Raw genomic sequence first — 13,832 nt, forward strand, 5'->3', positions numbered from 1 at the left:
GTGAGCACAGTTTTTAATTAACGATGATTTAATATAGGTACCTTATATGAACAATTTAATTAAATTTAGCTTAACTCTTGTTGCTGCAGGTATTTTGGCTGCTTGTGGTTCATCAGGTGGTTCAAGTAATAATGCAGAGGCAGAAAAAGCTGCACAACAGCAAGCCGCAGAAAAAGCAGCTGCAGAAAAAGCAGCCGCAGAGAAAGCAGCAGCGGAAAAAGCTGCAGCTGAGGCTCAAGCAAAAAAAGATAATGCAGCTGTTAACCGTGGTGGTAAATTTGTAAATAAAATTGGTTCTGATCTTATTTTAGATAACGACACTAAAGGTCAAAATTTGAACCGTATGTCTAACAATGCCGAAATGACAGTTCCATTTGAAACTTATAGTGATGGTAGTGCTTCGGCTTCTGCTCGTTTAGATACAGTTGTAGTGGGTACACCTAATCCAAATCAAAAATCCGGAAAATTAGGTTATGTTGAAGATTTTGATTTTGTTGGTAATACGGCAAACAACGGCGAAACCACTTTATCAACAATCTATCTTGTAAATGAAAACGATAAAACTGATGCCTCTAAAACTACAGTAGGTGGAACCGCTCGCGCTAAAACCGAAACCAAAACATCAACTGCCGGTACTGAAGCGGGTAAAGCATTTGTTTATGATAACCAAGACCGTGTGGATTATACCAACCACGGAAACACCGGTGGACGCAGTGATGTTGTATTAAAAGACTCTGTAGCTGAAGTTTATGGACACCGTACTTTTGCTCAAGATTATACACAAGATACCGAGAACGGTACTAAATATGGTAATAAAGCAGATCAAAGCAATTTACCTTTAGTTACTGCTAAAACCGACCGCTTAGGTAATACTTATTTTGAAGCTCATCAAGTAAGTACTCAAGATGGTGTGACTACAGTAAAAAATGCATTAGGACACGAAAATACAGGGGCTGCGGATAGCTATACCGGTGCAACATTACAACGTGTTCAATATGGTCGTGTTACTTCATCGTTAAATGATTCGGCTTACTTAGAGAATCAAGGACTTTATAAAGATGGCGTGGCACCGAATACCTTTGTGGTAAATTACGGTGAATACGGTGATAAAGGTACTGAAAATAACTATTTCTATCGCGGTGTACAACCAACAACTAAAGAAGAGTTAGCGAAATTATCCGGTACTTTAACTTACCAAGGTCATGCTGTTGCATTTGGTTTACATAATCCGGCGACAGATGGTGTGGCAGGCCCTGTTACTAACACAACGAATGGTGCAGATAATCCCGCTAACGCGGTTTCAGCAAGACCTTCTGTGACAACAACTACTCCGGCGCCGGCAAATTGGGCATTAAAATCCGGTCACCATGTACAAGCAACGGTTGATTTGGCAACTAAAGCTGTAAGCGGTAGTGTTTATGATGTTTATCAAAAAGCAAATGCGGCTGACCGTGTTCAAACTTTAGCAACCTTCAAAGGTGATGTTGCTGCACAAGGTAATATTGCAGGTACTTCTGCTAAAGCATACGGCGATAAAGCAACCGGTTCTTTCCAAGCAAACTTATTTGGTCCACAAGCTCAAGAGTTAGGCGGTTCAATTATTTCTGATGCGAAAGACGCTAATAAATGGGGTGCGGTATTTGGCGCGGTTAAAACCGGCGGTCCTGTTACATTAGACAATCCATTTGCTGCATCAACAGATAAAAATAACAATTCTAACTAATTTGGGTTTTTTATTCGTAAACAGTCCACCTAAAAGTGGGCTGTTTTTTTCTATAACATAAGAAGGTCGTTATGAAAAAATATTCCCTTTCCATTGTATTTGGTATGTTATTAACATTGCCTCATTTTAGTTATGCCCAAACCGTTAATATAAGAGATGTTGAAAAAACAAAAATAGAAACGGATAAAATTAATACTAAAACAGTTCAAGAAGATCTGTTACGACAAGAAATGTTAAGTGGTGAACAAGAATTTAAATTATCCGAAAACGCTAAAGCAGATTTAATAAAAAATTCAGTTCAGTTAGAACAAGCGATTGTTCAGGCACTTATTTATCGTAATATAAAAGCATTACCTGAATTAATTTCAGTATATCGACAAGTTAATGATCGAGATGATTCATTAATTGAATGGGCAGATGCCATCTTATCAATTAATAATGATCTTGATGAGTCTATAAAAATTTATCGTAAACTTATTTCGGCTTTTCCTGATAATTCTTTTATTCGCTATCAACTTGCTGAAACTTTATTTTTTAACCAAGAGTACGAAGCCGCAAAAAGCCAATTTGAGAAAATAAGAACAACGGTTTCTAACCCTAAAGATGTTGAAGTGATCAATCGCTATATTGATGTGATTAATTCTAAAGAGCAGTGGAATTTCTCATTTGGTACAACTTTTTTAAATGATCCTAATCTTGCCGATGCTGCTGATGAGGGTACACAAATGACATTACAAAATGGTGCTGTGCTTACCTATAATACACCAAAACAAAAAGGACAAGGTATTTCAGCTTGGTTTGGGGCGGATAAACAATGGGCATTATCTAATGGAAAATATTTAAAACTTAGTTCGGGAATGAGTGGAAAATATTATTGGGATAATAAACGTTATAATGATTTGGATACTAATATTGGGCTGGGATTTGGCTATTCAAATGCGAAGTTTAATATTGAGTTTATGCCACGTGTTTACAAAAGATGGTATGCAGGTGGATATAATTATGGCAATGCACTTAAACGTTATTCAACCAATTATGGCGCAAGCATAACGACTAATTATTGGTTGACACAACAACTAAAATATACATTTAGCTACAGCTTTGGTTATGATAAATATGACAGAGAAGTGAATGCTAACCAATATGACGGCCCTGCACATTATTTTACTAATGCGCTATCTTATTTACCAAGTGCAAAACAATATTGGATGCTTGCAGTAGATCTTTCTCGTAAAAAGGCGAAAGATCATAGTAATAGTTATTCCCGCTATGGAACGCGTTTGGTTTGGGGACAGGAATGGCCGCTTGGAATATCCAGTGCGATCTCTTTAGGTATAGCAAAACGTAACTATAAAGAAGCAAGTTTTTTAGGTAAACAGGAAAATAAAGAATATTCATCAGGTGTTTCTTTATGGCATAAAGAAATTCATTATGCAGGTTTTACACCTCGAATTACTTGGAATTATACAAAAACTGATAGTAACATTCCGTTTTATAGCTATGACAAATCGCTGATATTTATTGAAGCCAGTCGAACATTCTAATTTTTCAATATAATAAAGTAAGCATTTTCTAATTAACTTTAAATAGGAAGTGCTTATTTTATATCTATTATTTTTATCTAAGTATAGTGATGAAATGAATTATGCCGCCTTAAACTTTTTATTGAACTGCTTAATTTGAGGAAAAAAGCCTTTATATTTGTAAGTTAGTGAAAAGCCTGACTGTAAGTAAATACAATGACAGGATCGCAGGTTTTAGATAACTGAAACAAAAAGCAAAGTCTGTCGTTGTCGGTGATACTGTCACCGCTGAAATAATCGGCAATTTCGGTATTGGTTTTCGCTTGGGGTTGTTGGCTGAACGATGGTGCTTTCTTCTTTTCTGTTGTTTAATAGCTCTTGAGTATCTTGTATCTCAATGAGAAGCCAAAATATCAACATAAGGATTCTATAAAAAAGGGCTATTTTCCTATAAAATAGGCTATCTTTTCCGATAGCCTATTTTTTATGAAGCCTTATCTTAAAACACTCATTTTATTTCCCTTGATGTTACAGGTGTTGGCAACAGCATTATTTGGTTTTTTAGATGCGGATCTTAGCCCGATGCCTTTCAGTCGTTATGTTGTTACCGCATTTTTCCTCGCCACCATTCCCGCTTTTCTTATCGCCCTTATTGCCACAAGGTTTGGCTATGTTCGCCATAATATTGCCGCTATTGTGTTATGTTCATCTTTAGTTGCTTTTTGTTATTGCAACATTGCGGCGTATTTCTATTTGTTGGTGATGAGCGAAGAAACGCCCTCATTTTGGCAATGGATCACCGAAGGAGGATTATCCCTTGGGCTACTAAGTGTGTGCGGAATGGTGTTTTATTCGTTGTTTGTCATACCGTGGTTGTTGCCAAAAGAAAAATCCTCATCGCCCGATTGTTAAGGAGAACATTATGCTGATACTTAATGAACACTTACTGAACCAAATCCTGCTTATTGCTTACCAAGCCGGTAATCATTTGCAACGTTTTTATCACCAACAGATTAACGTGAAAATAAAAGAAGATAACACACCGGTGACGGAAGCAGATTTGTTCGTCAGTCAATTTTTAACGGAAAAATTGACCGCACTTTTTCCCCATATTCCCGTGCTTTCAGAAGAAAATTGCCATATTCCTTTTGAAGAACGTCAAACGTGGAAAGAATATTGGTTGATTGACCCCCTTGACGGCACGCAACAATTTATTAATCGCACGGATCAATTTTCCGTTTTAATCACCCTTGTGCGTAAAAATAAGCCGGTAATGAGCATTATTCACGCGCCGGTTTTATCCCTTACTTATTATGCGATGGAAGACTTTGGTGCGTACAAAAAACAAGGTGAGCACGTGAAAAAACTCACAAAAAATACCGTCAAATTTGACCGCACTTTGCGGATCGCCGTGGGGGCAACCACTTCGCAAGAAAAAGTGCGGTCAATTTTGCCCAAGAATATCGATTGTGAATTTGTGGTATTAGGTTCAAGCAGCCTAAAAAGCGGTCTCGTGGCAGAAAGTGCCGTAGATTGTTATATTCGACTTGGAAGAACGGGCGAATGGGATACTGCAGGGGCAGAAGTTTTATTAGGCGAAATGAACGGGCAAATTTTCGATCAACATTTTAAACCGCTGACTTATAACCAGCGTGAAACCTTAATTAATCCCTATTTTGTGATGGTGGCGGATAAATCGGCGGATTGGCAATCTATCTTTCAATTTAATTGATTGGTTCAATGAGTAATTTTCGTTAGAATAGCCCATCATTTCCGACACTCGGTATTTTACAAGGAATTATTATGCAAACAGACAATAATTGTATCGTCATCTTTGGCGCATCCGGTGATTTAACTCACCGTAAACTCATTCCCGCTCTTTATAATCTATATAAAATCGGGCGACTAAGCGAAAACTTTTCAGTGCTTGGGGTTGCACGCTCCGATTTAACTGATGCAACCTTCCGTGAAAAAATGCGTGATGCATTGGTTAATAATGAAGAAACTACGCCTGAAACCCTAGACGCATTTTGTCATCACCTTTACTATCAAGCCATTAATACGGCAGATGCCGCCGACTATGGCAAACTGGTACCACGTTTGGATGAACTGCACGATAAATATCAAACTTGTGGCAATACCCTCTACTATATGTCCACTCCGCCAAGTCTTTATGGCGTGATTCCCGAATGTTTGGCTGCACACGGCTTGAATACCGAAGAATACGGTTGGAAACGCATTATTGTGGAAAAACCGTTTGGCTATGATGAAAAAACCGCCCAAGCCCTAGATGTGCAAATTCACCGTTTCTTTGAAGAACACCAAATTTATCGTATCGATCACTATCTTGGTAAAGAAACCGTTCAAAACTTACTTGTCTTGCGTTTTTCCAATGGTTGGTTTGAACCCCTTTGGAATCGCAATTTTATCGATTATGTGGAAATTACCGGTGCTGAATCCATCGGCGTGGAAGAACGGGGCGGCTATTATGACGGCTCCGGTGCAATGCGTGATATGTTCCAAAACCATTTATTACAAGTGCTTGCTATGGTGGCGATGGAACCGCCGGCAATCATCAATGCCAATTCAATGCGTGATGAAGTGGCAAAAGTAATGCATAGTTTGCGTCCATTAACACAGGAAGACGTGGAACATAACCTCGTGTTGGGTCAATACACTGCGGCAGAAATTAACGGTAAAAAAGTAAAAGGTTACTTGGAAGAAAAAGGCGTGCCGGCAGATTCTCACACGGAAACCTATATGGCATTGCGTTGTGAAATTGAAAACTGGCGTTGGGCAGGCGTACCTTTCTATGTGCGTACCGGAAAACGTTTACCGGCACGCGTGACGGAAATTGTCATTCACTTTAAAACCACGCCACATCCGGTATTTAGCCAAGACGCACCGGAAAATAAACTCATTATTCGTATTCAACCGGACGAAGCCATTTCAATGCGTTTTGGCTTGAAAAAACCGGGGGCAGGTTTTGAAGCAAAAGAAGTCTCAATGGATTTCCGCTATGCGGATCTTGCCGGTGCGCAAGTGCTAACGGCTTACGAACGCTTATTGCTGGACGCAATGAAAGGGGATGCCACCTTGTTCGCGCGTACCGATGCCGTTCACGCCGCTTGGCGTTTTGTACAACCGATTTTAGACTACAAAGCTAACGGCGGTCGAGTCCACGAATACGAAGCCGGCACTTGGGGGCCAACTGCTGCCGATAAACTGATTGCCAAAAGTGGTCGTGTGTGGCGTAAACCAAGTGGGTTAATGAAGAAAAAAGTATAACGATAGGGAGTAACAATGACAGCTTGTCCGTTTTATCTTCTTAATGTATTTGCTGAAACGCATTTTGGGGGGAATCCCTTGGCGGTATTCCCTTATGCGAATGACTTAACGGATCGGCAAATGCAGCTTATCGCACGGCAATTTAATTTGTCGGAAACTGTCTTTATACAAGATTCAACGATTCAAAGTGCAGTAAAAAAACTGAGAATTTTTACACCAACAGTGGAACTTCCCTTTGCAGGACATCCCACCCTAGGAGCAAGTTTTGTTATTCGCCATTTATTTTGTCAACAAGACCATTATCAGCTGGAAACCTTGGCGAACTTGGTGGAGATTCAACACCGGAAGAGTAAGATTAGCTTAATTTTAACCTGTGATGTAAAAAGCCATGAAGTAAATTTGAGCAAAGCAGATATCGCATCGGTGTTAGGGTTACAAGAGCAGGATATTGCTGGTATACCAGTGTGGGTCAATACGGGAACTTGTCATTTATTGGTACAGGTAAGCAACCGAAGGGCAGTTAAAAATTGTCAAGTTTCCACCGCACTTTTTAATCAAAAGCTTACTACGGATTTTGCTTTAAAAGAGTGCTATATTTGGTTTGAACAACAAGGACAAGTGAATGCACGAATGTTTTTTGAACAATATGGAGCGGTTTTGGAAGATCCTGGTACAGGCTCGGCAGCAGCAAATTTAGGCGGTTGGTATATTTTACAGCAAAAAGTCCCTATTCAACTGGCTATTAGCCAAGGCGATGAACTTGGCCGTCCTAATCGTTTATCTTTGCAGGTGGATGAACAACAGCGTATTTGGGTTGGTGGTAACGTCATTGAAGTGGCAAAAGGTGAATTTATTCTCCCTCCCACCCCTTAATTAAGAGAAAAAATATGAATTACTTAATCTTTCCAACGGCACAAAACTCTGTAGAAAAAATAGCACAAGAATTTCAACTTTATAGCCAATTAAACCACCCTGTGCATATTTCGCTTTCGGGCGGCTCAACGCCTAAATTACTTTTTAAAACTTTGGTGAGTGAGCCTTATGTTTCTCAAGTTCAGTGGAAAAATTTACATTTTTGGTGGGGCGATGACCGAATGGTGAATCCTGATGATCCCGAAAGCAATTATGGTGAAGTACAGAAATTATTGTTCGATCATATCGTCATTCCAACTGAGAACATTCACCGAATCCGTGGCGAAAATGAACCGCACTTGGAGCTGGAACGTTTTGAACAAGAGTTAAGTGCTGTCATTCCGAGCGGCGTTTTTGACTGGATTATTCTTGGAATGGGGACGGACGGGCATACGGCTTCATTATTCCCACATCAAACCAACTTTGATGATGAAAACCTTGCCGTGATTGCCAAGCACCCGGAAACAGGACAAATCCGTATTTCCAAAACGGCAAAACTGATTGAGCAAGCAAAACGCATTACCTACTTAGTCACCGGCGAAGGCAAAGCGGAAATCTTAAAAGAAATCCAAACCACACCGGCTGAAAATTTGCCTTATCCGGCAGCCAAAATTCAGGCAAAAAATGGTGTGACAGAATGGTATTTAGATAAAGCGGCAGCGAAGTTTTTGTAATGGACATTTTAGCCCTTATTTTGACCGCACTTGTGACATTTAGTGGCTTATTTTTCTAGGATTAGGCAGAATTAAGCCCAAATTGTTGCCAAAAAAGAGGGAATAAAAATGTTGAAACTGTATGTAAATCCATCAAAATCCTCTTGGTCATTACGTGTGTGGATTTTACTAAAACAGATTGGCATTCCTCTTGAACAAGTGAATGTGCGTTATTTGGACGAGAAAATCGCTCAACGTCAGCAGTTTTTGCAATTTTCCCCCCACAGCAAAAATCCTCGCGTTGGAACATAATGGCACGACGGTTTTGGATAGTTTGGCGATTGTAAAATATTTAGCGGAAACGTATCCGTAAGTATGGGCGACAAAAAAACTGGCTAGTACTTGATCAAGAGCTGCCTGTGCGGAAATGCATTCAGGCTTTGAACAGTTGCGAGAAATTTGCGATTTCCTCCCATTGGAACGATTATAAACATCGCCCATTTCTACCGCACGTGAGCAAGAATTAGCACGCTTAGATCAACTCTGACAACAGGGCTTAAACCAATTCGGTGACAATTTCCTTGCAGGCAAAGCCTTTACCGCAGTTGACGCGTTTTTTGTTCCTGTGGCATTGAGAATTGAAAGTTATGGGCTACATAAGTATTTTAGCCAGCAATCCTTAGCCTATCAGCAAAGGTTATTGGGTTTGGATTGTTTGGGGGAGTGGTTGAATATGCCGTAAAGTATATTCGGATTTATTTTACAATGATAATCTTGTGAGTTGGTCGTTATTAGATCTTTTAAGGATATAATTTCATTATAATTAAGAAATAAAGGAATATAAAATGATGAACTTTATCTATGAATGTGGTGATTTCTTTAAAGAAAATTGGAAAGATACATTACCTTACATTTTTACTGTATTTGGCATTATATGGGGGGGCTTGAAATACAATCTTCCACAAAAGAAATTTATCAGAGATCTTGAATTAGCTGAAAAATATTTATCAAAAGATAGTTTTAATAAATTAAAACAAGAACCAGCTATAATTAAAGATATGACGATAAGGATATTTCCTAGCTTCAGAGGTGTTACTTTTACTGAAGTAGATAAACTATTAAAAATTGATATTGGAGATAATAATTTTTTTACTTTTTTGGATTTGTATAAAAAGAAATGGATAGATGATTCTCTAAATCTGACGGATGATGGTAAGAAATTATTAAATAGAAAATGGGATTGGGATTTGCATTTGTGGTATGGAGCATTCTTTATTTGGTGTATAGGACTAGCCATTACAATGTCATTTATTTTTTCTATTAAAGATCCTTTAGGGATTATACTTTCCATATTACTTGTATGTATTCCAGAAATAAGTCTATTAAATTATGCTGATAAAAGGAATAGGCTTAGAAATTTTAAGTCAAAGAATATATCTAATACTACTAGGAGAAAAAAATGTCAGTAAAAGGTGATATCGGCGTTATCGGTTTAGCGGTAATGGGTCAAAATTTAATTTTAAATATGAACGATAATGGCTTTAAGGTGGTGGCGTATAACCGTACCACGTCTAAAGTTGATGAGTTCTTGGAAGGTGCAGCGAAAGGTACCAATATTATTGGGGCTTATTCGTTGGAAGATTTGGCGGCGAAGTTGGAAAAACCACGCAAAGTGATGTTAATGGTGCGTGCTGGTGAGGTGGTGGATCAATTTATTGACGCATTACTACCGCACTTAGAGCAAGGCGATATTATTATTGATGGTGGTAACTCTAACTATCCTGATACTAATCGTCGTGTGAAAGCCCTTGCCGAAAAAGGTATTCGTTTTATCGGTACAGGCGTATCAGGCGGCGAAGAAGGTGCGCGTCATGGGCCTTCTATTATGCCAGGTGGTAACGAAGAGGCTTGGCAATTTGTGAAACCAATTTTGCAAGCGATTTCGGCTAAAACCGACAAAGGCGAGCCTTGCTGTGATTGGGTGGGCAAAGAAGGCGCTGGGCATTTCGTCAAAATGGTGCATAACGGCATTGAATATGGCGATATGCAGTTAATTTGCGAAGCCTATCAGTTCTTAAAAGATGGTTTAGGCTTGAGCTATGAAGAAATGCAAGGGATCTTTGCCGATTGGAAGAAAACCGAGTTAGATAGTTATCTGATTGATATTACAACGGATATTCTAGGCTATAAAGATACTGATGGCGAGCCGTTAGTAGAAAAAATCTTAGACACCGCAGGGCAAAAAGGCACAGGGAAATGGACAGGAATTAACGCGCTTGATTTCGGTATTCCATTAACCTTGATTACGGAATCCGTGTTCGCGCGTTGTGTGTCTTCGTTTAAAGATCAACGTGTAGCGGCTTCCCAACTCTTTAATAAAACTATTGTAAAAGTGGAAGGCGACAAGCAACAATGGATTGAAGCCGTTCGCAAAGCCTTGTTAGCCTCAAAAATTATCTCTTACGCACAGGGCTTTATGCTCATTCGTGAGGCCTCAGAAAACTTCGGTTGGAATATTAACTACGGCGCGACCGCACTTTTATGGCGTGAAGGCTGTATTATTCGCAGCCGTTTCTTAGGCAATATTCGTGATGCCTATGAAACTAACCCTGATTTAGTGTTCTTAGGTTCAGATCCTTATTTCAAAGGCATTTTGGAAAATGCAATGAGCGACTGGCGTAAAGTGGTGTCGAAATCCATTGAAGTCGGTATTCCAATGCCTTGTATGGCATCTGCGATCACCTTCTTAGACGGTTATACTTCCGCCCGTTTACCGGCAAATTTATTGCAGGCTCAACGTGACTACTTCGGCGCACATACTTACGAACGCACCGACAAACCACGTGGTGAGTTTTTCCACACCAACTGGACAGGACGTGGTGGCAATACGGCATCGACAACTTATGATGTGTAAATAAAAATGATAGAGAAGTGCGGTTTATTTGATCGCACTTTTTTCTTATATTCTAATATGTATTTCTGCTGAGAATTTCATTAAATGAATAAAATACCTGTTACATCCCATATTATTTTTATAATAACTTTAGGCTTATTGTCTATGCTACCACCATTAGCCGTCGATATGTATTTACCGGCACTTCTTGCGATTTCTACTGATCTGAATGTCGAAGCGGAAAATAGCCAATATACTTTGACTTTCTTTGCTTATGGAATGGCTCTCGGGCAATTATGCTGGGGACCAATTAGCGATAGTATGGGGCGCAAGCCAATCATTTTGCTCGGCATTGCTATCAGCTCGTTTATTGCATTATGTCTCCCTAATATCACCTCTATTATTACATTCACTTTATTACGTTTTATTCAGGGTTTCTTTGCTTCGGCATCCGTTGTGGTGGTGGGGGCGTTATTACGAGATTTGTTCAACAAAAATGAATTGTCCAAAATAATGTCATCTGTTTCTTTGGTATTTATGGTTGCTCCCTTACTGGCTCCAATTATTGGTGGCTATATTGTCACATACGCCCATTGGTCGATAATTTTTTATATCATTGGATTTATGGGCGTTGTATCTCTCTACTTAGTTTGGCGATTGATCCCGGAAACTCATCGACTAGAAAATCGCATCCCTTTAAATTGGCGTATTGTTGTACAAAATTTTATTCAATTTTGGCAAAGAAAGACGATACGGGGTTATATCTTGGCGACTTCATTTAGCTTTGGCGGATTATTTGCCGTGATTACAACCGGCTCCATTGTATATATTGGCGTTTATGGAATCTCACCGGCACAATTCGGTTATTTTTTTATTTTAAATATACTAGTAATGATTGGTGTTGCCTTTCTTAATCGAAAATGGGTTGTTCATTGGGGAACAGAAATGATGTTAAGAATTGGTTTAACCTTACAGTTTATTGCCGGTGTGTGGTTGGTACTGACACAATTATTTGATCTCGGTTTTTGGTCAATGACTTTCGGCATTGCACTATTTGTCGGGCAAAATTCGTTAATATCTACCAATACAATGGCATCGGTACTAACTCAATTTCCTACATTAGCAGGTACGGCAAATTCACTCATTGGTGGCATTCGCTTTGCCACTGGTGCTATCGTGGGATCTTGCATCACAATATTGCAAATCAACAGTGCCGCACCAATGCTTTATACAATGTTTTGCTGCACACTTATTGCCTCTATTGGTTATTATGGTTTAACTTATCGCTGTATCCGTTGATATTGTTACGGATGACATTGATACAAACTATTTATAAAAATTTTGGAGGAGCAAATGTTATCTAAAGAACGTTTAACACAAATTACCGAGATGGAAGCCATTTTGAATGAGGCAACAGATTTTCTTGCCGAAGCAGAGAGTTTTCTTGAAAAATGGCAGGCATTTTTGTCGAAAATGAAACAGTTGGAACAATATTATTTTGAAGGGGATTGGCGGGAGGATTATGAAGCTTATGAACAGGGCGAAATTCCTCAAGATCTCCCTTGTGGCGTACTTTCGGAAGATTTGGTTTTTAATGCAAGTGCCACACATCAGAGTTTGGCGATTGAATATTTAAAAGTCGTGACGGCAATTTTAGATCGATAAAACAATGGGCTGTTTTTTTGAGTTACATTTCGGATAGGTGATTTTAATGAACTTTTGTTCAGCCGAATTTGTCTTACAAAACGCTATCATCCTTGATAGCGTTTTCGTTTTATTCGGAGAGATGTTATGAAATTTATTGCAAAATCATTCATTATTGGTATGACGGTTGTTTCATTGGCGGCTTGTGGAAATATGAGCCGTAGCCAAAAAAATACCGCTGTTGGGGCAGCTATTGGTGGCGCAGCCGGTTATATGATTAAAGGTAACGCGGCAACCACATTAGGTGGGGCGGCGTTAGGTGGTTTAATCGGCAGCCAAGTGGGTAAATAAAATATCTTTCAAAAATCGACCGCACTTTGTTCTTCCTTTAGCGGGCAGGCAAAGTGCGGTTATTTTTTTCCGTGTTTTTTGGGAAATAATCGGGGCAATTTTTGCTTTAACGTAGTAAACTAGCGCAACTTTTATCTTTCAGGAGATGACAATGAAACCTTATCTTATTGCCCCTTCCATTCTTTCCGCCGATCTTGCCCGCCTTGGTGATGATGTAAAAAATGTGCTTAATGCCGGTGGGGATGTGATTCATTTTGATGTAATGGATAACCATTATGTACCGAATCTGACCTTTGGGCCTGCCGTGTGCAAAGCTTTGCGTGATTACGGCATTACCGCCCCAATTGATGTGCATTTAATGGTAAAACCGGTAGATAGAATTATTCCTGATTTTGCCAAAGCCGGTGCGAGTTATATTACCTTTCATCCGGAAGCCTCAGAACATATTGACCGCACATTGCAACTGATTCGTGATCAGGGTTGCAAATCCGGTTTAGTGTTTAATCCGGCAACACCACTGAGTTATTTGGATTATGTGTTGGATAAAGTGGATGTGATTTTGTTAATGTCGGTTAACCCTGGGTTTGGCGGACAATCTTTTATTCCGGCGACATTGAAAAAGTTACAACAGGTTCGCAAAATCATTGATGACAGTGGTTTTGATATTCGCCTTGAAGTCGACGGTGGAGTAAAAATTAATAATATCGCAGAAATTGCGGCGGCAGGGGCGGATATGTTTGTTGCCGGTTCGGCGATTTTTGATCAACCGAATTACAAGCAAGTGATTGATAAAATGAGGGATGAGCTTGCTAAAGTAAGCGGAAAATAAAGGTTTTAAGCAATCG

The 13,832-nt window shown here is 39.4% G+C and carries 15 protein-coding genes; all 15 read left to right on the forward strand.

The features are described from left to right. Nucleotides 1–46: 46 nt before the first annotated feature. The 15 genes from BKL49_RS12325 (at nt 47) to rpe (ending at nt 13,816) form a co-directional block, all read left to right on the forward strand. The gene (locus BKL49_RS12325; protein ID WP_077423829.1) at nt 47–1,723 is read left to right on the forward strand and encodes a transferrin-binding protein-like solute binding protein; all 1,677 of its coding nucleotides are present in this window, start codon (nt 47–49) and stop codon (nt 1,721–1,723) included. Between the two features lie 71 nt (nt 1,724–1,794). Further along, on the forward strand, nt 1,795–3,267 hold the full coding sequence (locus tag BKL49_RS06650) for a surface lipoprotein assembly modifier (protein ID WP_077423830.1): 1,473 nt from the start codon (nt 1,795–1,797) through the stop codon (nt 3,265–3,267). A 465-nt stretch (nt 3,268–3,732) separates the two neighbouring features. Continuing rightward, complete coding sequence (locus tag BKL49_RS06655; protein WP_077423831.1) at nt 3,733–4,158, forward strand: hypothetical protein; 426 nt, start codon at nt 3,733–3,735, stop codon at nt 4,156–4,158. A gap of 10 nt (nt 4,159–4,168) precedes the next feature. After that, nucleotides 4,169–4,978 (forward strand): 3'(2'),5'-bisphosphate nucleotidase CysQ, encoded by an 810-nt coding sequence (gene cysQ / locus BKL49_RS06660; protein ID WP_077423832.1) that lies wholly within the window; start codon nt 4,169–4,171, stop codon nt 4,976–4,978. 71 nt (nt 4,979–5,049) lie between these two features. Further along, nucleotides 5,050–6,534 (forward strand): glucose-6-phosphate dehydrogenase, encoded by a 1,485-nt coding sequence (gene zwf, locus BKL49_RS06665; RefSeq protein WP_077423833.1) that lies wholly within the window; start codon nt 5,050–5,052, stop codon nt 6,532–6,534. Nucleotides 6,535–6,549: 15 nt separating this feature from the next. Then, entirely contained in the window at nt 6,550–7,407 is an 858-nt protein-coding gene (locus BKL49_RS06670; RefSeq protein ID WP_077423834.1) for a PhzF family phenazine biosynthesis protein, read from the forward strand. 14 nt (nt 7,408–7,421) lie between these two features. Next, nucleotides 7,422–8,120, forward strand: a complete 699-nt coding sequence (gene pgl, locus BKL49_RS06675) for a 6-phosphogluconolactonase (protein WP_077423835.1) — start codon at nt 7,422–7,424, stop codon at nt 8,118–8,120. Between the two features lie 108 nt (nt 8,121–8,228). Then, the gene (locus tag BKL49_RS12690; RefSeq protein ID WP_244151972.1) at nt 8,229–8,411 is read left to right on the forward strand and encodes a thioredoxin domain-containing protein; all 183 of its coding nucleotides are present in this window, start codon (nt 8,229–8,231) and stop codon (nt 8,409–8,411) included. Then, on the forward strand, nt 8,401–8,472 hold the full coding sequence (locus BKL49_RS12695) for a hypothetical protein (RefSeq protein WP_244151971.1): 72 nt from the start codon (nt 8,401–8,403) through the stop codon (nt 8,470–8,472). Before BKL49_RS12690 ends, BKL49_RS12695 begins: the two co-directional genes overlap by 11 nt. A gap of 472 nt (nt 8,473–8,944) precedes the next feature. Further along, the gene (locus tag BKL49_RS06685) at nt 8,945–9,568 is read left to right on the forward strand and encodes a hypothetical protein (protein ID WP_077423836.1); all 624 of its coding nucleotides are present in this window, start codon (nt 8,945–8,947) and stop codon (nt 9,566–9,568) included. Next, nucleotides 9,559–11,013, forward strand: a complete 1,455-nt coding sequence (gnd, locus tag BKL49_RS06690; RefSeq protein WP_077423837.1) for a decarboxylating NADP(+)-dependent phosphogluconate dehydrogenase — start codon at nt 9,559–9,561, stop codon at nt 11,011–11,013. Before BKL49_RS06685 ends, gnd begins: the two co-directional genes overlap by 10 nt. A gap of 84 nt (nt 11,014–11,097) precedes the next feature. Further along, nucleotides 11,098–12,291, forward strand: coding sequence for a Bcr/CflA family multidrug efflux MFS transporter (locus BKL49_RS06695; protein ID WP_077423838.1), 1,194 nt, complete (start codon nt 11,098–11,100; stop codon nt 12,289–12,291). 54 nt (nt 12,292–12,345) lie between these two features. Next, nucleotides 12,346–12,657 carry a DUF4298 domain-containing protein gene (locus tag BKL49_RS06700; RefSeq protein WP_077423839.1) on the forward strand — a complete coding sequence of 104 codons (312 nt, stop codon included), beginning with the start codon at nt 12,346–12,348 and terminating at the stop codon, nt 12,655–12,657. Nucleotides 12,658–12,783: 126 nt separating this feature from the next. After that, nucleotides 12,784–12,987 (forward strand): hypothetical protein, encoded by a 204-nt coding sequence (locus BKL49_RS06705; protein WP_077423840.1) that lies wholly within the window; start codon nt 12,784–12,786, stop codon nt 12,985–12,987. Between the two features lie 151 nt (nt 12,988–13,138). Beyond that, nucleotides 13,139–13,816 (forward strand): ribulose-phosphate 3-epimerase, encoded by a 678-nt coding sequence (gene rpe, locus BKL49_RS06710; RefSeq protein ID WP_077423841.1) that lies wholly within the window; start codon nt 13,139–13,141, stop codon nt 13,814–13,816. Nucleotides 13,817–13,832: the final 16 nt, after the last annotated feature.

Source organism: Rodentibacter myodis, from assembly GCF_001999305.1.
Taxonomy (GTDB): Bacteria; Pseudomonadota; Gammaproteobacteria; order Enterobacterales; family Pasteurellaceae; genus Rodentibacter; species Rodentibacter myodis.

What these genes read in the sequence shown, in the direction of transcription:
- BKL49_RS06655 (WP_077423831.1), top strand. Translation starts at nt 3,733, where the DNA reads ATGAAGCCTTATCTTAAAACACTCATTTTATTTCCCTTGATGTTACAG.
- BKL49_RS12690 (WP_244151972.1), top strand. Translation starts at nt 8,229, where the DNA reads ATGTTGAAACTGTATGTAAATCCATCAAAATCCTCTTGGTCATTACGT.
- BKL49_RS06705 (WP_077423840.1), top strand. Translation starts at nt 12,784, where the DNA reads ATGAAATTTATTGCAAAATCATTCATTATTGGTATGACGGTTGTTTCA.
- BKL49_RS06685 (WP_077423836.1), top strand. Translation starts at nt 8,945, where the DNA reads ATGATGAACTTTATCTATGAATGTGGTGATTTCTTTAAAGAAAATTGG.
- BKL49_RS06670 (WP_077423834.1), top strand. Translation starts at nt 6,550, where the DNA reads ATGACAGCTTGTCCGTTTTATCTTCTTAATGTATTTGCTGAAACGCAT.
- BKL49_RS06695 (WP_077423838.1), top strand. Translation starts at nt 11,098, where the DNA reads ATGAATAAAATACCTGTTACATCCCATATTATTTTTATAATAACTTTA.
- rpe (WP_077423841.1), top strand. Translation starts at nt 13,139, where the DNA reads ATGAAACCTTATCTTATTGCCCCTTCCATTCTTTCCGCCGATCTTGCC.
- BKL49_RS06700 (WP_077423839.1), top strand. Translation starts at nt 12,346, where the DNA reads ATGTTATCTAAAGAACGTTTAACACAAATTACCGAGATGGAAGCCATT.
- BKL49_RS12325 (WP_077423829.1), top strand. Translation starts at nt 47, where the DNA reads ATGAACAATTTAATTAAATTTAGCTTAACTCTTGTTGCTGCAGGTATT.
- gnd (WP_077423837.1), top strand. Translation starts at nt 9,559, where the DNA reads ATGTCAGTAAAAGGTGATATCGGCGTTATCGGTTTAGCGGTAATGGGT.
- pgl (WP_077423835.1), top strand. Translation starts at nt 7,422, where the DNA reads ATGAATTACTTAATCTTTCCAACGGCACAAAACTCTGTAGAAAAAATA.
- zwf (WP_077423833.1), top strand. Translation starts at nt 5,050, where the DNA reads ATGCAAACAGACAATAATTGTATCGTCATCTTTGGCGCATCCGGTGAT.
- BKL49_RS06650 (WP_077423830.1), top strand. Translation starts at nt 1,795, where the DNA reads ATGAAAAAATATTCCCTTTCCATTGTATTTGGTATGTTATTAACATTG.
- cysQ (WP_077423832.1), top strand. Translation starts at nt 4,169, where the DNA reads ATGCTGATACTTAATGAACACTTACTGAACCAAATCCTGCTTATTGCT.